16 protein-coding genes and 1 pseudogene are annotated in these 17,299 nt (G+C 68.7%); 10 read left to right on the top strand and 7 right to left on the bottom strand.

Annotation, left to right across the window (positions count from 1 at the left end; genetic code table 11):
- Positions 1–92: 92 nt before the first annotated feature.
- Positions 93–1,454 carry a cytochrome P450 gene (locus ACZ7IF_RS31160; RefSeq protein WP_470978319.1) on the bottom strand — a complete coding sequence of 454 codons (1,362 nt, stop codon included), beginning with the start codon at positions 1,452–1,454 and terminating at the stop codon, positions 93–95.
- A gap of 398 nt (positions 1,455–1,852) precedes the next feature.
- Here ACZ7IF_RS31160 and ACZ7IF_RS31155 point away from each other — a divergent pair, with 398 nt between their 5' ends.
- The gene (locus ACZ7IF_RS31155) at positions 1,853–2,155 is read left to right on the top strand and encodes a hypothetical protein (RefSeq protein WP_470978174.1); all 303 of its coding nucleotides are present in this window, start codon (positions 1,853–1,855) and stop codon (positions 2,153–2,155) included.
- A gap of 532 nt (positions 2,156–2,687) precedes the next feature.
- Positions 2,688–3,101: a ribonuclease domain-containing protein gene (locus ACZ7IF_RS31150; protein ID WP_470978173.1), complete on the top strand. Its 414-nt coding sequence runs from the start codon at positions 2,688–2,690 to the stop codon at positions 3,099–3,101.
- A 207-nt stretch (positions 3,102–3,308) separates the two neighbouring features.
- On the opposite strand, the gene ACZ7IF_RS31145 is transcribed toward ACZ7IF_RS31150, so the two are convergent.
- Complete coding sequence (locus tag ACZ7IF_RS31145) at positions 3,309–3,506, bottom strand: hypothetical protein (RefSeq protein ID WP_470978170.1); 198 nt, start codon at positions 3,504–3,506, stop codon at positions 3,309–3,311.
- Between the two features lie 437 nt (positions 3,507–3,943).
- On the opposite strand from ACZ7IF_RS31145, the gene ACZ7IF_RS31140 reads away from it, so the two are divergent.
- Positions 3,944–4,261, top strand: a complete 318-nt coding sequence (locus ACZ7IF_RS31140) for a hypothetical protein (RefSeq protein WP_470978168.1) — start codon at positions 3,944–3,946, stop codon at positions 4,259–4,261.
- A 66-nt stretch (positions 4,262–4,327) separates the two neighbouring features.
- Here the strand turns inward: ACZ7IF_RS31140 and ACZ7IF_RS31135 are convergent, their stop codons facing one another.
- Both ACZ7IF_RS31135 and ACZ7IF_RS31130 read right to left on the bottom strand, forming a co-directional pair.
- On the bottom strand, positions 4,328–5,209 hold the full coding sequence (locus ACZ7IF_RS31135; RefSeq protein ID WP_470978165.1) for a GNAT family N-acetyltransferase: 882 nt from the start codon (positions 5,207–5,209) through the stop codon (positions 4,328–4,330).
- A 188-nt stretch (positions 5,210–5,397) separates the two neighbouring features.
- Positions 5,398–6,273 carry an IS5 family transposase gene (locus ACZ7IF_RS31130; protein ID WP_470978163.1) on the bottom strand — a complete coding sequence of 292 codons (876 nt, stop codon included), beginning with the start codon at positions 6,271–6,273 and terminating at the stop codon, positions 5,398–5,400.
- Positions 6,274–6,451: 178 nt separating this feature from the next.
- Between ACZ7IF_RS31130 and ACZ7IF_RS31125 the strand changes: the two genes are divergently transcribed.
- From ACZ7IF_RS31125 to ACZ7IF_RS31115, 3 genes are all read left to right on the top strand, one after another.
- Entirely contained in the window at positions 6,452–6,625 is a 174-nt protein-coding gene (locus ACZ7IF_RS31125) for a hypothetical protein (protein ID WP_470978160.1), read from the top strand.
- Between the two features lie 64 nt (positions 6,626–6,689).
- Entirely contained in the window at positions 6,690–7,313 is a 624-nt protein-coding gene (locus ACZ7IF_RS31120; protein ID WP_470978159.1) for a hypothetical protein, read from the top strand.
- A gap of 43 nt (positions 7,314–7,356) precedes the next feature.
- Positions 7,357–8,127, top strand: coding sequence for a transposase (locus tag ACZ7IF_RS31115; protein ID WP_470978156.1), 771 nt, complete (start codon positions 7,357–7,359; stop codon positions 8,125–8,127).
- Positions 8,128–9,800: 1,673 nt separating this feature from the next.
- Here ACZ7IF_RS31115 and ACZ7IF_RS31110 read toward each other — a convergent pair.
- Positions 9,801–11,157 (bottom strand): annotated as a pseudogene (locus ACZ7IF_RS31110) (NF041680 family putative transposase).
- Positions 11,158–11,336: 179 nt separating this feature from the next.
- Entirely contained in the window at positions 11,337–11,819 is a 483-nt protein-coding gene (locus ACZ7IF_RS31105; RefSeq protein WP_470978153.1) for a hypothetical protein, read from the bottom strand.
- A gap of 288 nt (positions 11,820–12,107) precedes the next feature.
- On the opposite strand from ACZ7IF_RS31105, the gene ACZ7IF_RS31100 reads away from it, so the two are divergent.
- Positions 12,108–12,584, top strand: a complete 477-nt coding sequence (locus ACZ7IF_RS31100; RefSeq protein WP_470978152.1) for a hypothetical protein — start codon at positions 12,108–12,110, stop codon at positions 12,582–12,584.
- Positions 12,585–13,047: 463 nt separating this feature from the next.
- Here the strand turns inward: ACZ7IF_RS31100 and ACZ7IF_RS31095 are convergent, their stop codons facing one another.
- The gene (locus ACZ7IF_RS31095) at positions 13,048–14,439 is read right to left on the bottom strand and encodes an NAD(P)/FAD-dependent oxidoreductase (protein WP_470978149.1); all 1,392 of its coding nucleotides are present in this window, start codon (positions 14,437–14,439) and stop codon (positions 13,048–13,050) included.
- 72 nt (positions 14,440–14,511) lie between these two features.
- Here ACZ7IF_RS31095 and ACZ7IF_RS31090 point away from each other — a divergent pair, with 72 nt between their 5' ends.
- The 3 genes from ACZ7IF_RS31090 (at position 14,512) to ACZ7IF_RS31080 (ending at position 17,256) form a co-directional block, all read left to right on the top strand.
- The gene (locus tag ACZ7IF_RS31090; RefSeq protein ID WP_470978147.1) at positions 14,512–15,723 is read left to right on the top strand and encodes a carboxylate-amine ligase; all 1,212 of its coding nucleotides are present in this window, start codon (positions 14,512–14,514) and stop codon (positions 15,721–15,723) included.
- Positions 15,724–16,049: 326 nt separating this feature from the next.
- Positions 16,050–16,592 carry an EF-hand domain-containing protein gene (locus ACZ7IF_RS31085; protein WP_470978145.1) on the top strand — a complete coding sequence of 181 codons (543 nt, stop codon included), beginning with the start codon at positions 16,050–16,052 and terminating at the stop codon, positions 16,590–16,592.
- 505 nt (positions 16,593–17,097) lie between these two features.
- On the top strand, positions 17,098–17,256 hold the full coding sequence (locus ACZ7IF_RS31080; RefSeq protein ID WP_470978328.1) for a hypothetical protein: 159 nt from the start codon (positions 17,098–17,100) through the stop codon (positions 17,254–17,256).
- The last annotated feature ends 43 nt before the right edge of the window (positions 17,257–17,299 follow it).

The following is a 17,299-nucleotide window of genomic DNA, read 5'->3' as shown; positions in this document are numbered from 1 at the left end:
GTTCGCCACGCGGTTGGCGTGCTGTGGCCGCCGCCAGGGGATGAGCCGGGGCGGGAGAGCGAGGTGCGCGGGCCTGTTTTACGGCCGGTCGGTCACCGGCCGCCGCCGTCGCCGGGAGACGGTCGCGGGTGGGCGATGACGATGACGCGGTCGGGCGTCAGCGCGGCCTTGGCAACGGGCCGGGGCTCGGGACCCGGCCCGGGAGTCAGGCGCCACCGGGTACTGACCGCCACGAGGGCGATCAACGCCTCTGTGAGGCTGAAGACGTCACCGATGCACTTGCGTGCGCCGCCACCGAACTGGAACAGGCCACGCTGACCGGCGTTGTCGCCCCGCGGGGAACACCAGCGGTCGGGGTCGAAACGCTCGGGATCGGGGAACAGCCGCGCGTCATGGTGGAGCATGTAGGGGCTGAACACCACGGCACTCCCCGCGGGGATGCGCCACTGGCCCAGGCTGGCGTCGGCGGTCGTGGACCGGGTGAGCAGCCAGGCCGGCGGGTACAGGCGCATCGCCTCGGTCACTACGCCGCGGGTGTACTCCAGGCGGGAGAGGTCCTTGACGGTGGGTACCTGTCCTGCGAGGACATCGGCGATTTCGGAGTGCAGACGTTCCTGGACTTCGGGGTGCCGGGCGAGCAGGTGCAGGGTCCAGGACATGGCGGTCGCGGTGGTCTCGATTCCGGCCATCATGAACGTGAAGATCTGTTCGTGGACTTCCCTGCTACTCAGTCTGTCCTCGCCCTCATGGGCGTCCAGCAGCGCCGACAGCATGTCCTCACCGTCGGGGCGGTCGCCCTTGATGCCTTCGTGCTCATCGATCACCTGGTCGATGACTGCGTGCAAGTCCGCCGCTGCCCGGTGGTACTTCCGGTTGGCGGAGGTGGGCAGTTTCTCCCACAGCCGGAGCGGTGCGGTCATCTGCCGGTAGACGCCCTCGATGACGATGGGGATGGCTTGCTGGATGGTCGCGATGGAAACTCGTTCCAGATCGGAACCGAACAGGGTGCGTGCGGTGATCCGCGCGAAGAGTTCGATCATCTGTTTCACGATGTCGACCGGCCGTTCGGCTTGCCACGCCCCGGTCAGCGCGTCGGCCTCCTCAGTCATGACCTGCGTATATGCCTCCAGCCTGGCACGCGTGAAGGCCGGTTGTACCAGCGGACGCTGGCGCTGATGCTCGGCCCACGCACTGGTCGCCAGCCCGTTCGCCACGATCTGGCGGGCCTTGTCGAAGAGCATCCCGCCCTTGTCGAACACCGCCGGCTCCCGGAGCATCTGCTGCACCAACCCCGGCTCGCAGACCACATACGCCCGCACCGGACCCAATCGGATCCGGACCAGGGCACCGGATCCCGATAACGACTTCATGAACTCCAAGGGCCCGCGCCTCAAGTGCGGAAGGTGCCCGAGGAGAGGCCACGCTCCCGGCGCGTCCGCCACCCGACTCGACATCCGCTCCGCCACAGCCGGCACCGAACCCCCTCCGTTGACGCCCACGCCGCAAACCCTAGGGCGCTCGGACGCTGCCAGTCAGGCAAACGATCACATCGCCATGACAGACAGCCCCGCAGGGCACCGCCCCCACCGTCCAGGGATCTCGCCGACCCCATGCGCCGTAGCCCACCCCCGAGCAGCGAGACCGGGCCGACGCGCCCGGTCTCGACATCTGCGATCTCAACGATCACGCTGCAGTCCCCCGCTGCATGGATCGGGACCGGGATTGGCACTACCGCGAGCGAACGACCGCACAGAAGTCAACTCCGATCGGTGGGGGTGTCGTGGTGTGACGGCATGCGGTGTGGGGAGATCCACAGCGGTCAACAGGGAGTTGGCCGGGGAGGGATACCGCCATGTCCGAAGAGCAGCCCACGCCCGAGGTAACCGACCTGGGCGCGATTCCAAAGACTCAGGTCACGCCTGAAGATGGTCTGCTGAGCGTGCGCTACACGGACGGCGCACCGGTGCTCGTCGTCAGTGGCGGGGATGCCCTCCCGGCACAGCTCACGGTGGTGGACCAGTCCGGCCGGGTCGTCGCGTCGTACACGGGCGCCGTGATCGCGCCTGCGGTCAGTCCCGGCGGGCGGAGCCTGGCGACTTACGCACTCAGCAAGGACCCCGCGAACCTTGCCAAGCTCAACATCACTGGGGTGTGAGCTCTGTGTAGCTCACGGACGGGCCTCCGCCCCGGTGCAGCGCGCCGCTGCTGTGTCGGGGCGGAGCCATGTCCGGGGGTGCTCCAGCAGGTTTTCTGGTGTTCGTGGGGGCGTGGACAACAGCTCGCGGGGTTCGCCGGGGGTCAGGTCGGGGATCACGGCGGGGGCCGGTACGCGGGTGGCGTGGTGGGCGGCCAGGGGGCCTCAAGAGATCATGGCTTCGGGGCGTCCGGGAAGCTGGCCGGCGAGCCGGAGGGAGCCGGAAGCGGCACGTGTTCTACGCCGCGGCCTCCCGGACGGTGAGTGCGGCGTGCTGTTCCAGCGGTGGGCGCAGGAGCTTTCCGAGCGTGTTGCGGGGTAGTTGCGTGAGGGGGACGAAGCGGGCGTTCGTCGGGGCCGTGCTGGGCGGGAGCGCGGTGGAATGGTTGGCTGCTTGAGCGTTCGCGGTGGAGGGCTTCGGCCGGTGGTGTCTTCCCGGTGCACGGGTTCACGTGGTCCGTGTCTGGGCTGGTCTGGGTTCGTTGAGCAAGTCATGATCAAGAAGATGATGGTGGTTGCCGCGGCTTCGGCCGCTGCTGTGGTCTTGTTCACGCCGTCCGCCTCGGCAATCAGCTTCCTGGGGACCGCGCCGGTCTCTCCCGTCGGTGTGGCCGGCTCAGTGGACGCTGTGGTGCCGCAGGGTGCTTGGGACACGCTGGCGAAGATCGACGGCGGCCAGTGGCCGCCGGCCGACGGCTCGGGCACGCGCGGTGGCACGGTCTGGGTGAACCGGGATGGCCAGCTGCCCCGTACTGATGCCGGGGGCACGCCGATCAGTTACCGGGAGTGGGACGTCAACCTCAAGCAGGCGGGCCAGAGCCGGGATGGGGAGCGGATCGTCACCGGCGACGACGGATCCGCCTGGTACACCGGTGACCGGTTCTCCACCCTCACCAGGATGCGCTGAGACGAAGGCGCGATGTGCCGCGTTGGCCTTCTGCCCTTAGGGCAGGTCGCTTCGCTCCCGGGCCCCCGTGAAGGCGCTTCGCGCCGGGCCCGCCTATGCGGGGCAAAGGCAGGCAACCAGTGGTCGGCTGAGCCAGACCCGACTCGCTCCACGCATGAGGAGACCCCCGGCAGGCAGCGCCGGGGTCTCTTCGTGATGAGGTCTGTCCTATTTGAACTCAACGCTCCCGTCTGCGGAGAAGAGGGAATTGCCGACCAGCAGCCATTCCTCGTTGCCGAGGGTGCTGCGGTTACTCGTTTCCCGTGGAGCGCTGAGGACGTCGTCGTCGGCCTGTGCGGCGCCGGAGAAGGTCAGTGCAGCGGCCGCCAGGGCGAGCGCGGCGCATACGCGCGTGGTGTTGTTCATGCCCTGCAAACGATCTTGATTCCATCCGGGTCACGGCCGACCGCCGCTCGGGGCGGTGTTCGAGCGTATGTGGGTGCTCCCGCCGGCGGACGCGGCGTCGGCTCCGGCCTGCCGAAGGCCGGACGGGCACAGTGGCTGGGACCGGGGGCCTGCGTCACGCCGCCCGGGAAGCGGCCGCAGCGCCTGGAGCCTGCCCGTAGGCGGGACCGTACACAGCACCCGGGCTCTCGTCCCGCCCCCGGCGGCGACGGCCTCGGCAGCCGGGGCCGGAGCACGGGGGGTGTGGTCACGAGCCGACCCACTCCACTGCGAGGGCAGCGGCGGTTTCGAGCTGGCCCGGGTGGAGTCGGTCGCGCTGGTGGGCGTGCCGGTCGGCCTCGCGCTGCCCTTCCCGCGATGGTGGGTGACGTGGGGGGCGGGTGATCGTTTAGCGGGGTATGAAGGCAATCAAGCAGGTTCTGACCACCGTTGTCCTCGCGGGTGTGGCTGTCGTGGCCGTCCCGGTCGCTGCCCATGCGGCTGAGCCCGTTCCGTCCCCCGTATCGTCCGCGTCCGGCTTCTTCCCCGGTGGTTTCCTCGGTGGCTTCCCCGGTTTTTACCCCGGCCCCTTCCCGGGTTACGCGAATGCCTCTGGTGACGTGTACGCCCACCAGCTGCCCGCCAACATGCTGGGGTCGGGGGGCTGGGCGAACAAGAACGAGGTCCGTCCTGGCCAGGAGGGAATCTTCGCCAAGATCCTCAAGGGTGCCCTCTAGGCCGTGTATCGAAAGCATGGACGGGCCGGACGATGTGATGTCCAGGTCTGGCCCGTCCGTCCGCTGCTAGAGGTCGAGTTGGTACTGGTGTGTCGTGTGCGTGGGCGTGTAGCCGAGACTGTCGTTGATCCGTCTCATGTGCGTGTTGCTGTCGGCGGTGTCGGTCAGGAGGCCGCCGAGGTTCGGGTAGCGCCCATGGGCGTGTCGGATCGACTCGGCCTTCATCCATCGGCCGAGGCCGTGTCCACGGTGCTCGGGCAGCACGCCGGTGCCGTAGTGCTGGGCGTCACCTGTGCCGTTGCCGGGGACGACCAGCTCGGTGAAGCCCGCGATCGAGTCGTCGGAGGTGTCGACGGCAACGACGGTGTGCAGGTGGTCGCCACGCTGTTCGACAGCCTTCGCCGCGGCCCGGACCCGGTCCACGTCCCAGGCGACGATGCCGTAGTCGGTGTCGTCCATGGGCATGTCGTCCATGGCGTGACGTGAGGCGGCGAACGTCTCGGCGAGGTCGTCGGGCACGGTTCCGTGCCATGACGTCAGCCGGTAGCCGGGGTACGGACACTCGATGATGCGGGTGAGGGCGCTGGTGTCCGCGTCGGCCAGCAGCAAGCGGGAGAACCTCAGCGTGAGGACCTTCCGGAAGCCGTGCGCGGGCAGGAAGTGGTCGCCCGGCGATCCGGCCTCGGCCTGTGCGATGACGCAGCGGCGGGCGTCGTCCCGGGCGGCGGCCACGGCGGCGTCGAGGAGCTGCGAGCCGATGTGCTGACGTCGCTCCGCCGGATGGACCTGGAGGGTCAGTTCGGCCAGATGTTCCTGTTCGGGGCTGTTGAACAGGCGCAGAAAGGCGGTTCCGGTGGGGATGGAATCGGCGTCGGACGCCAGCCATGCAAGTCGCCGGCTGTTCGGGCCGTGAGCGGGGTCGGTCAGTGGGGTGATGCGAGACGACAAGGTGTCTCCGTCGTGAGGAAGTGGCAAAGGTCAGTACGCGGACTCAACCGCTGGGCACTCCTGCGCATGTGCTCCACACCTCCTCGTCGACAGCGCCGGTCCCGAAGATCATCGGGCGGCTGGGAGAATCTAGCTGGCCCATCGGTTCCTCGGCAAAGGGTTAACGAGAAACCGGTGCGAGCGTGCGGTCACAGCCACTCGTTGATGGCCGCGACCAGCACGGTTGCCTCGTAGCGGACCGCCAGCTTGTCATACCTGGTGGCCACGGCCCGGTGGCGCTTGAGGCGATTGATGCCGCACTCGACGGCGTGCCGTGCGCGGTAGTCGATCTTGTCGAACTTCGGCGGACGGCCGCCGCGCGAGCCGCGCTTCTGGCGGTGGAGTGCATGGTCGGCCTTGTCCGGGATGGTGCAGCGGATGCCGCGTTTGCGCAGGTAGGTGCGGTTCTTGCAGGAGGCGTACGCCTTGTCAGCGCGTACTCGATCGGGACGGACGCGCGGCCGGCCCGGCCCGATGCGGGGCACGCCGACCTTCTCCAGCACGGGTTCGAACTGCGGCGAGTCCCCGCGCTGCCCGGCCGTCACCACCATCGACATGGGCTTCTGACCCTGCTCAACTGCCAGATGGAGCTTAGTGGTGAATCCACCACGTGAGCGTCCCAGGCCATGATCAGCGGGCTCGGTGAAGATGCCGCCCGGCGGTTCCTTCTGCAGGTCACCCTGCTTCCTTGCCCCAGCCGCATGCTGATGGGCGCGGCACACCGTGGAATCGACGCTCAGGTCCCACACGATCGCACCCCGCGCATCGGCCAGGGCCTGGAGCTGAGCGAGGATCCGGTGCCAGGTGCCGTCCCTCTGCCATCGGCGGAACAGATCGTAGATCCGGCCCCACGGCCCGTACTCGACGGGCACGTCCCGCCACGGAACCCCTGTCCGGATCCGGAACCGTATCCCGTCGATCAGCTGCCGCCGGGGCCAGACGGGCGGCCGTCCCGCCCTGGTCCCCTTCGGCAACAACGGCTCCAACATCGCCCACTGTTCGTCCGTGAAATCTCCCCGCGCCATGAACCGTGATCATCCATCGTCCAAGATCGACTTTCGATACACGGCCTAGTCGGGAGTCCCCGCATCGTGAACTCACAGTGGCCATTCGATAGCTTGGTGTAGTCGAATGATCTAGATACAGGGTCTGCCGGGCATGGTCATGCCTGCTTCGGGTTGGCCGGCACAAGGAGGAACGGCCATGAATGTGCGCGGATCGAACTACACCGCGACCTTCGACCCCGCCACCACCACCCTGGTCTTCAGCGGTGAGATGGCTGCGGGGGGCAGCAGTGCGTACACGCCGCTCGACGAAATCTTCGAGAAGATCCTCAGCACACAGCCGGCGACCGTCACCCTGAGAGCTGTCCCGTAACTGGACGGCGTCCCCTTTCCGACCCGGATCGGACCGTATCAGTGGCTGGTGACAGGATCGAGGGGTGCTGATCAAGGGATACGACGTCGGCCCGTTGGTACCGGGCGAGTCACTGCTGCTCCACTCGGGCTTCTGGTCGAACTACCTCTTGGCGATGTGCAGCGACGGGGGATGCGCCGAGCGCCCGGTTCCAGAGTGGTTCGGTGAGGACGGCGCCGATGCCGATGCCCTGTCCGAGGTCCTCTTCGATCCTGAGCACTGGCCCGTGTTCAGGGTGCCGGCTGACGACGGACCCGGAGCCGCGGTGATCTACCGCAACCTGGACGGTGACTACGGCACCGACTACCTACTCACCCATCCGGACAGAAGCTACGCCGAGCAGATCGCCAGCTGGGACGGAGATTTCTCGGGCACTGGGCTGACGTGGCACGAACTGATCCGGATCGCTGACAGCCCGTTCCTTGCGGACGAAGGCGTCCAGGACACGGCCACCCGCTTCCTGCTACTGCTTCCCCTCCTCACCGACCCGGACGTGCCGGAAACAGCATCGGCAAGGCTTATCGCGGCCCTGACCGCAGTCGGCGCGCCGCAAGACACAGCCTCCCTCACGGCGGAGCACCTGCTGGCGCACCTTACGAGGAGATCCCGACATGACCCTGCGTGGGCGTCTCCGTTGAGCGGCAGCTGAGAGGTGGCCCAAACCCGCTGATCACACCATGGAAGATCTTGGTATGGCTGGTGTGATCACGCCGTCGGAATCTTCCTGGATAGCCCCGTTCTCCGGGCTGAGTCCTCGCACCTTCGGGAAGCTGGTAACCGTTCTGCGGCGCCAGGGTGCGGACGCCATTCGGAAAGGCCGGCCGTGGAGCCTTCCGCTGGAGGACCGCGCACTGCTGGTCGCGGCCTACTGGCGCACGAACCTGACCATGCGACAGCTCGCTCCGCTGTTCGGGGTGTCCAAGTCGGCAGCGGACCGCATCATCGACCACCTTGGGCCGCTGCTCGCACTCCAGCCCCGCAAGCGGTTCGCCAAGGACACCATGCTCATCGTCGACGGCACCCTGGTCCCCACCCGCGACCACACCATCGCCGAGCGGTCGAAGAACTACCGATACTCCACGAACCACCAGGTCGTCATCGACGCCGACACCCGCCTGGTCGTCGTAGTCGGCCGGCCGCTCGCCGGGAACCGCAACGACTGCAGGGCCTGGGAGGAATCCGGCGCCAAGGCCGCCGTCGGCAAGACCCTCACGATCGCCGACGGCGGCTATCCGGGCACTGGACTCGTCATCCCGCACCACCGGGAGCGTGGTCAGACCGAGCTCCCGGACTGGAAAGAGGACCACAACAGGTCCCACAAGCAGGTCCGGGCCTGCGTCGAGCACGTCTTCGCCCGCATGAAGAACTGGAAGATCCTCCGCGACTGCCGCCTCAAAGGTGACGGCGTGCACCACGCCATGCTCGGCATCGCCCGGATGCACAACCTCGCCCTCGCCGGATAAATCAGCGGCTCGTACGGCGGCCACCCCTGCCCAAGGGGAGAGGGAGATCATTTACGGGACAACCCTTGGACGTGAAGGCGCTGAAGAGCAGCGACGAGGCGGGTAAGAACTCACTCCACAAGTTCGTCATCGCCACGCAGAGGCAGGGGGTGAAGGGGCTGGTGGTGCGGGGAGCCGCCGTGCAGCCTTGACACCGTGAGCTGGCGACCGGTCTGAAGAAGTTCAACAGCAGCGTCACGTATGCCGAGTAGGCGCCCCGTCGCAGCCGCCCGCAGGGTGAAAAGCTGAACAAACAGGGGATTCCGGCGGTGATCGCCGGAGTCCCCTGGCGCCGGATTGTCATCCCGGCCCGCTCCGGGGCGGGAAGGTCACCATGAATCGCCTACCCTTTGGCCAGCGGTTTGTCCGCAGGCAACGGGAAGCGGGACGGTACAGCTGACCTGCACTCAGAGGGACTGAGAAACAGGCACTGACTCGGCCGCGTCCACTCCACCCCCAGGGCGGCCAGGGCGGCCAGGGCGGCGAGCTGGCTGGCGTCGAGCCGGTCGCGGCGTTGCTTCTGGTTGACGATCCACACCTCGGTGCGGTGCTCGGTCTGTGAACAGGGATGCCTATGACAGCCGGCCACCTTCCTGATGGGCACCCGCTGACAGCCGCTTTCCGTGGCAGCCGTGATCACTCCTGCAGCGCAGGGAGAGCCGGGACAACCGCCGCGTCCTGGCTGGATGCCATTCACTGCCACTACCGCACCGATTCGCGCGGCCCGCGAGGCGGGTGCTGGGCCCACAGCCTGACCGGGAGGAACGCGCAGTGGTCCGGGTGAGCTCGCGGTTCACCCCTGGGAGGCAGTGGGTTCGTGCCGTCGTGGGGCGGGGTGCAGGGTCGTTTCCCCGGTGAACCGGTGCACCCAGCCGGGTGAGGTGACTGCAGGCATCCTGTTCAGGTCGATGCTGTCCGGGCTACATCCATCCATGTGATCAAGAACCTGCTGTGCCGCGGCCTGCCCGCGCTCGCCCTCGCCGCCCTGCCCCTGCTCACGACCACCTCGGCCTCCCATGCGGCGGTCCGTGTCCCGCTTCCGGTCTCCGCTCCCGCTGGGAAGGGCACTGCGGCTGCGGTGAGCAACTGGTACTTCGCTTCCGCCGGCCCAGTAGAGCCGGGATCCACGGTCCGTTGGACACCCGGAGCCCTCTGCGGCCCTGGCCCCTGTGGCTACAGCGCTAGGTGGCGACTGAGCCTGGAGGCTGCCGACGACGCGAGGTTCCTCGACGAGGTGGGGTCCTCCGTCGCCCTGGTGACGATCAACGTGGGTGCCCGGGTGGGCAGCTGCATTGTGCAGAGCTCTACGCGGGTCCTGTGTACGACGGACGCGGCTGGGTCCGTGCAGAACGGGGACGGTCTCCGCCCCAGCTGGCTGGTGCTGCAGGCTGTGTCCACTTCCTGCACGGATACCGCCAAAGCCGTCTGGTACGACGACAACGACGATACTGCCGATGGAAACGAGAACGATGACCAGCTGACCTTGACCACGGGCGGCAGCTGCGCGTAACCAGGGTGGGGCTGTCCTGGCCCGCCGGATGCGGGGTACGGCCGGCTCTGCCGTCGTGCGGCCCGCTCCGGTGAGGGCACAGCTGGCGCCGACGGTCGGGGCCTCGATGGCTTCAGCTTGTTCTTTATGGTCTGGCCTGGTCACGTTCGGCGATGGTCTCGGGCCGTCTGACCGTTTTACCCACGTCGTAGCGGGTGGCGGGGTGCCGGTTCTTCGAGCCCGGCGGTCGGCCGGGGCCGGGCCGGTTGGGTTTCGGTGCGCGGGCCGGGCAGGGCAGGTTCGGGCGGAGGTTTCTGAACCCCCGGCGGACCCGGGCGGCGATGATCAGCCAGGTCCACCGGTCCGCCGCTGCTGGCGTACGGAGCTTCGGGCGGGTCCAGCCCAGCGTCTGCTTGATCATCCGGAAGGTGTGCTCAAGATCGAACCTGCGCAGGAATGCCTGCCAGCGCAGGTCGACGTCCTCGCCCGGCAGGCCGGTGGCCGACGTCCACAGCCAGGCGGGGAGTGGATCGTGGCCGCCGGGCAGGTGGTCGACCTCCAGACGGATCAACGTGCCTTCGATGACGGAGAGTTCGCCGGTGTGGTCGATCCATGCGGAGCGGGTGGTAAGACGAGGATGGATACGGTCCCAGGCCATCGCGCGAGCAGTGCCATAGCGGTCGGTGACCTGCACGGTCGCGGCATCAGGCTCGCCCCAGGTGTCAGGCTTGGCGAAGCGGAACTCCTTGCCGTGCTTGGGCGGGCGTCCGCCCTGTGGCGGTGAGATCCACGGCACCGGGACCGGCCTGCGCATCACGCGGTCCGTGCGCATCCGCCCGATGACCTCCACCGGCAGTCCTTCCACTGGATGGGCCATGCGCGGAGCGTCGTAGCCGGCGTCGAAGACGATCAGAATGCCGCGGTCGCCCTGCTGTCACCGCCCCATGTCGATCAGGTCCTCGACCACGCGGCGGACCTGGGGCCGCGGTGACCTCGGCGACATCGTCGGCCGGTCTCAGCCGCAGCGCGTCCAGGATCTGACACCACGAAGTCCGGCCCGACTCCAGCGCGGCGACGAACGAATAGGGCCAGCCGGGCACGAACTGATCTGACGAGCGTCCGCTGCGGCCGTAGACATGACAGAACAAGCGGTCCGCGCTGGTCGGCGCGTCGGGCCGGAGCCAGTGGGTGACGTCCACCGCCAGGACCAGGCGCCCGTCGGCAGCCTCGGGCTGCGGCAGCCCGGCCAGCACCTGCCGCAGCCGCGACACATCGATGTTCCCGCTGTTCAACGCGTCGTACATCGCGCCGTGCCCGCGCCGGTGCCCGGCCGTCAGCGTGAGGTCCACCGGTGTGGTCACCGGTCCGTCCGCGCACAGCAACGCGTCGGTCAGCTCGAACAGCGTGTCCCCACGCACGGGCAGGCAGTCGGAGAACTCGTCCCGGAAGTGTGACGCGACCGCGAACGCCTCCCGCCGGACGTCATGTTGCAGCAGACTCATTCCCCCACGGCTTTCGTACTGGTCAAGTGCCTCTTTGGTAGGAGCACAGGATCAGACGAAGGCCGTGTTCACGTCCCGGGAATCCCCGTACGGGCGATCACGTTCGGCGCATCGTTCGAGGCCATCATGTGATCAGCCCGGGCCGCTTGGACGCCTGGCGGACAGCGGAAGAGACGTGGTCAACCAGATCGCTGGGCGCTCGGGCCGAGATCGCGTCCGTCCAGAACTTCAATGTCGGTGATAGCGGTCCGGGAGGGATCCAAGCTCAGCCAGATGATGTCCATGCCATCGCGTTCGAGTTGGATCACCGAGGAAGCCGACGAACCGGGCGGCGCAGTCAGCAGGTTGATGCACGTTGCGGTACAGGTGCACGGGCCGTAGTAGGGCAGGTCAGCGACCACCTCGGCTAGCGGCTCACCGTCAGCACGCAGCAGTTCAGCGATCTCGGTAGCAAGTGCCGGGAACGCATCCGCCAGTCGTGGGTACAGCCCATCTGTCACCACGGCACCGTACATGTGGCAGGCCCCTGAGAAGTACCAATGGTTAAAGATCAAGCTCAGCGGCACCGAAGCCCCCGCTCCACAGCCGCCACACGAGCACACCCGGCCCGCCCCGGTCTTCTGGATCGCTTGCAGCGCCCCACCGTTCGGGCTGCCGGACATCCCGTTTCACCGCGGGAGCCGGATACTGCTCCCCATGCCCGCCGGGGCGGACAAGAGCATGACGGCCGCCGTGGCCGTCCACGGAGCCACAAGCCCCGCCTGCCAGCTCCTCGCCCCCCACACCTCCTGCCTCCACCAGACGGTCAGGACTTGGCGGACGGTCAGCGAAGGGCCGCTCGCCGGCCTCAACAGCTGTCCCGCCCGCAACGGCAGGGCAGGCGTCCGGCCCAACGGCTTCGCGGACGAACTGGCCGCCTGGATGGCACGGCAGCCCCCAGCGCCCTGGTCGTGGCCCGCCACATCGCCGCCGCCCTCATCGCCCACAGCCACCGCGACCACCACCTGCCGCCCTGGGAACACCTCGTCGTCGAAGAAGCCCACCGCACCGCCGAAGGCGTCATCACACAGGGCCACCCGCACGCCGCGATTCACTACGACGTCGGCATCCTCGCCCGCACCCGCCTCTCCCTCACCGCCACCCCGCCCATTCCCCGCGAACAGCCCGACCTCGGCGACCGACAGGCACGCTTCATCGGGGACGTCCACATGCTCGCCCAGCCGGTCTTCGGCACCCACCACCCGACCGTGCAACGCCTTGAGCTCGTCGAGACCGGACTGCTCACCCCCTACCGGCTGCTGAGGATCCAGGTCCCTGAAAGGCCCGCCCTCCCGCCCTCCCGCGCTGGCGCGCCCAGGCCGTCGGCGCGGCCCACATCATCGAACAGCAACACCTGCACCGCGTGGTGGCCGTCTTCGCCGACATGAAGCAGGCCGAAGGCCTTGGCCTGCCAACTGGCCGTGCGGATGCTCGACGCGGAGATCTTCGTGCCCCGCGAAGGGCTCCGTGCGCTACCTGCCGCCCCAGCGGGGTCATCCCGGCCGGCGCGCGAGCGACCCTGTGGCTGGCGACCTCGACGCCCTCGCCCTGCCTTCTGACGTGTACACCGCGATGGACCTGGTCGACATCGCCCGCCTACTGGGGGGGGACAGTACCCCGAGCACGCCGCACGAGGCGGACGGCTCCTCCGCAGGATCGGGATCCGAATGCCGTAACGAGGCTCGCGATCGTGGGAGCCGTGAAGGCCGTGCCGCCCGAGACGCAGGTGGATCTCCCGTTCGGCTCCCGCCAGTTGCCCCCGCTCGCGGTCCGCATGGACCCGTTCCGCGCGCACGGCGGCACCGGCCTTATCGCCGCGCACCCCGCCGGGTTCGGGGGACGGGCTGGGGGTCAGGCAGGGCGGAGGGTGGGGTAGGGGCTGAGGGCGAGGTAGTGGCCTGCGGCTGCGTGGGCGGGGGTGATGGGCAGGGGGAGCATGTGGCTGGTTCCGTGGCCGCCGAGTCCCTGGCCGGTCCGGCCGGCCACGGGGTCGCGGAGCTTGGCGTAGAGATGTTCGGGGGAGAGGGAACGGGCGTCGTGGAGGTCTTCGGCGCCGGTGATGATGTTGAGGAACGATTCGTGCAGCCGCAGGGGGCGTTGGTCGCGGTGGCTGAGTTGCTGGGCTTGGCGGAAGTAGGCGTCGCGGCCGTCGTGGATGCGGTAGAACGCGCCGACAAGGATCAGCAGGCGTTCGTAGGCGTTGCGGTAGGCCGTCTGGTAGAAGGCCCGCGCGGCCTCCGCTTCGACCTCGCCGCGCAGGACGGCGGTGATGGCGGCAGCGGAGAGCAGCCCGCTGTACATGGCCAGGTGCACGCCGGTGGACAGCAGCGGGTCCAGGAAGCAGGCGGCGTCGCCGGCGAGGTACCAGCCCGGCCCGCAGAACGCTTCGGCGGTGTAGGAGTAGTCGCTTTCGGTCTTCAGTTCGGAGTCCTGGCGGGCCCCATGGAGGATCTGCCCCAGCAGGGGGCACCGGCCCAGTGCTTCCTCGTAGACGGCGTCGATGGAACCGAGGGTGTCGCGGGCCTGCTGGAAGGAGCGTTTGTCGGTGACCAGGCCGACGCTGAGGGTCCCGTCGTGGAGCGGGATGGCCCACAGCCAGCCGTGGTCGGGCAGCGAGAACACGCCGATCGAGCCCTCCGGGGCCTGCGGCAGCGCGGTGGCGCCGCGCCAGTAGCCCCACACGGCGACGTTCCTAAAGACGTCGTGGACCCGCCGCATCCCCAGCTGCCGGGCGCCCAGTACTCCGGCCCGGCCCGTGGCGTCGACCAGGTGCGTGAAGCCGATGCTCCCACCGCCCCCGTCCTCGTCCAGCCACGCCGCGGACACCGCCCGCCCCCCATCCAGAGCGATGCGGCGCACGCGGGTTGCCTCCCGTACGTCCGCCCCGAGGCGGCGGGCGTGGTCGAGGAGCAGCTGGTCGAATTCGGAGCGGATGACCTGGAAGCTGTACGGAGCCTCCCTGCCGGGCCCATCGAAGCCGAGCGCCCACTCCTGGCCGCCCCACCCGTAGAAGGCCCCGCTCTTGCGGACGAATCCGTGCCGCTCGACCGTCTCGCGGACGCCCAGGACGTCCAGCACCGGCAGCAGCGAGGGCAGCAACGACTCCCCGATGTGATACCGCGGGAAGCGTTCGCGCTCCAGCAGCACCACGTCGAACCCCTGCCGCGCCAGCAGCCCCGCGGCCGTCGCCCCCGCCGGCCCGCCGCCCGCGACCACCACCTGCCTGTCCTCACGCACGCACATCCCCGTCCACTCGAGGTAACTGCCGATTCCGCCTTCTGCCCCAGGCCCGCTGCCCGTGCCAGCATGACCACCATGACGAGTACAGGGCACACGCCGGCCGTCACACAATCACCAGCCCCCGGCCATGGCCGAACCCCACCCCCTGCCGCACGGCTCACCCCCTTCCCCCCGCTCACCGTCGGCGCCGAAGAAGAGTTCCTCCTGGTCGACCCGCTCACCCGCGAGCTGCGCCCCGACGCCGAGAAGGTCGTGGCCGAAGCCGCCCGTGACCTCGGCGACCGCGTCGGCCCCGAGGTCACCCGCTACCAGGTCGAGACACGCACCGACCCCCACACCCGCCTCGCCGACTTCGCCGCCCAGATCCGCACCACCCGCCGCTCCATCGCCCAGGCCGCTGCCCGCCAGAACCTGCGCATCATCTCCACCGGCACCCCCGTCCTCACCCCACCCGGCCCCCCACCCCTGACCGACGGCCCCCGCTACGCCGCCAGCGCCGCCATGTTCCGGGCCCTGGACGACGAGCAGATCGCCTGCGCCTGCCACATCCACATCGGAGTACCCGACCTCGCCACCGCCCTGAAGATCAGCAATCACCTGCGGCCCTGGACCCACATCCTGATCGCCCTGTCGGCCAACTCGCCGTACTGGCAGGGCCGGGACACCGGCTATGCCAGCTGGCGCACCACCACCTGGGGACGCTGGCCCGTCGCCGGCCCCCCGCCGTACTTCGAATCCCCCTCACACTTCGAGGACCTCATCGCGGACCTCCTCAGCAGCGGCACGATCCTGGACCCCGGCGGCCTGTACTGGGACATCCGCCCCTCCCACCATCAGCCCACCCTCGAATTCCGCGCAGCTGACGCCGCCGCCACCCCCGAGGACACCACGCTGCTCGCCGGCATCGTCAGAGCGCTGACCGCGACCGCCATGACCGCCATCGACGCGGGCGAACCGGCACCACAACCCGCCCCCGAACTCCTAAGAGCCGCCAGCTGGCGAGCAGCCCGCGACGGCATCACCGGCCACGGCCTCGACCCCCTCACCGGCCACCTGACGCCAGCCACCACGCAAATCGACCAGCTCCTGGCCCACCTGCAACCCGCACTCCACCACCACGGCGACACCCAGCTCGTCCACACGCTCTGGTCCCGGCTACGCGCCCAAGGAAGCCGCGCCGAAGCCCAACGCGCGGCCCACCGCCACCGCGCCCGCCTCACCGACGTCGTCGACCACCTGATCACCACCACAGCCCCGCAGCCCTGGCCAGCCGCGGACCTGCGTTGAACAGCCGAGCGGCCCTCACCGAAGTCACCGGCGGGACCAACGGTAAGCCCGGATAGCAATTCCCCCGACCCGCGGCCGGAGCGGCAGGGTCCAGGGCAGCGCCGCTGCCGTCCAGGTCATGCCGTCACCGTGCCGCATACAGGCCGTTCAGAGCCCCTGCCGGCCTGATGGGCGCGGTGCCGTATCCGCGACTGCGGCCCGTCGCGGAGGGGCATCCGGACCCGGCAGGGTGACATCCGGTCCACCCCGAGCGGTTCTGCGGGCGTGCCCGATGCCTACCGGCTATGTCTGAAGCACCCGGCATCCCCCGCATCAAGGAATTCGTGATGAGCCAAGATCTGCTGCGCCGCAAGTACGAGCACCGGTTCGACCTGCTGGACGGTGACCGCGACGGATACATCGAAGAAGAGGACTTCACGGAGCTCGGCAGCCGCGTCATCCGCGGCCTGGGGGAGCCCGTGACTTCGCCGAAGAGCCATGCCGTACGCGAGTCCAAGGCGCACTACTGGCGGTCTGTCACCGAACTGGCGCATATCGACGGCGCGGGGCGGATCTCCAAGGAGGCGTTCGTGGCGGGCCTGGCCGAATCCGCCAGCCCTCAGCAAGTCACCGCCATGGTCCGCCCGTCCATCGAGGCCGACCTCGCCATCGCCGACCGCGACAACGACGGCATGGTGGACGTCGAGGAGTTCAAGTCCCTCTACCAGGCACTGGGAGTCCCCTCCACCGAAGCCGAAGAGATCTTCCGGGAACTCGACCGCGACGCCGATGGCGAATTGACGGTCGAGGAGTGGCTTGCCGCAGCCATCGAATTCTTCACCTCGACCGACCGCAACGCTCCCGGCAACCGGATCCTCGGCAAGGCGTAACCGCCGAACCCACACCAGGCGCCGGCGGGGAGGACCGAGCCCGCGATCGGGGCGGCACGCCGTCGCGCCGGGCCGGTGCCGTCACCGGCTTCCGGGCCCAGTTCGGGGAAGTGTCCCTCGCCTGCATGTGGCACGGCCGTGTGAATGGGTGCGGCGGTGGCGATGGATGGGCGTCAGAGGGGGCGGCCTGACAGCCACCTGCTCAGGCAGGGCAGCCTTAGTGATCATGGCTGTCGCGAGGTGACCAAGCTGCTGCCGTCCAGTGCCAATCAGGAGGACAGCCGGCTGCCATGAGCGTGCCTGTTCACACCGTGCTTCTTGCATATGGCCCGTGCTGTACGGGGCGTAAGGGGCAGGTGTGCAATTGAGCCATACTCGAGCACCTGCCGCGGAATGAGGTGTTCTGCGGATATGTGTCAAGGCGCCTTGGGGGAGGTGCTTGTGCGAATGCTTCCTCCCTCCGTCATTCCCTCACCCAGGGTCAACGAGAAGGGAAGGAGATCCGATGAGTGCTTGGCGAAAGAGGGCAGCCGGTCTGATGGCCGGTGTTGCGCTCCTGGGGATCGGCGGCGTCACGCCGGCGAACGCGGGCGTCACCGAGGGCCAGTTCGAGTCCTACATCTCATGGTGGACGGCCCCCGACCGAGTCACGCCGCTGGTATGACAGCAACAGCAGCTCGGACTACACCGCCAACCTCGCCAACACC

Source organism: Streptomyces sp. NPDC037421 (assembly GCF_055602105.1).
This window is presented reverse-complemented; position numbering and strand designations above follow the sequence as displayed.

Excerpts from the sequence above, each read along its gene's own strand:
- ACZ7IF_RS31160 (WP_470978319.1), bottom strand. The coding sequence starts at position 1,454 with ATGTCGAGTCGGGTGGCGGACGCGCCGGGAGCGTGGCCTCTCCTCGGG.
- ACZ7IF_RS31155 (WP_470978174.1), top strand. The coding sequence starts at position 1,853 with ATGTCCGAAGAGCAGCCCACGCCCGAGGTAACCGACCTGGGCGCGATT.
- ACZ7IF_RS31150 (WP_470978173.1), top strand. The coding sequence starts at position 2,688 with ATGATCAAGAAGATGATGGTGGTTGCCGCGGCTTCGGCCGCTGCTGTG.
- ACZ7IF_RS31145 (WP_470978170.1), bottom strand. The coding sequence starts at position 3,506 with ATGAACAACACCACGCGCGTATGCGCCGCGCTCGCCCTGGCGGCCGCT.
- ACZ7IF_RS31140 (WP_470978168.1), top strand. The coding sequence starts at position 3,944 with ATGAAGGCAATCAAGCAGGTTCTGACCACCGTTGTCCTCGCGGGTGTG.
- ACZ7IF_RS31130 (WP_470978163.1), bottom strand. The coding sequence starts at position 6,273 with ATGGCGCGGGGAGATTTCACGGACGAACAGTGGGCGATGTTGGAGCCG.
- ACZ7IF_RS31125 (WP_470978160.1), top strand. The coding sequence starts at position 6,452 with ATGAATGTGCGCGGATCGAACTACACCGCGACCTTCGACCCCGCCACC.
- ACZ7IF_RS31115 (WP_470978156.1), top strand. The coding sequence starts at position 7,357 with ATGGCTGGTGTGATCACGCCGTCGGAATCTTCCTGGATAGCCCCGTTC.
- ACZ7IF_RS31105 (WP_470978153.1), bottom strand. The coding sequence starts at position 11,819 with ATGTCCGGCAGCCCGAACGGTGGGGCGCTGCAAGCGATCCAGAAGACC.
- ACZ7IF_RS31095 (WP_470978149.1), bottom strand. The coding sequence starts at position 14,439 with ATGTGCGTGCGTGAGGACAGGCAGGTGGTGGTCGCGGGCGGCGGGCCG.
- ACZ7IF_RS31090 (WP_470978147.1), top strand. The coding sequence starts at position 14,512 with ATGACGAGTACAGGGCACACGCCGGCCGTCACACAATCACCAGCCCCC.
- ACZ7IF_RS31085 (WP_470978145.1), top strand. The coding sequence starts at position 16,050 with ATGAGCCAAGATCTGCTGCGCCGCAAGTACGAGCACCGGTTCGACCTG.
- ACZ7IF_RS31080 (WP_470978328.1), top strand. The coding sequence starts at position 17,098 with ATGAGTGCTTGGCGAAAGAGGGCAGCCGGTCTGATGGCCGGTGTTGCG.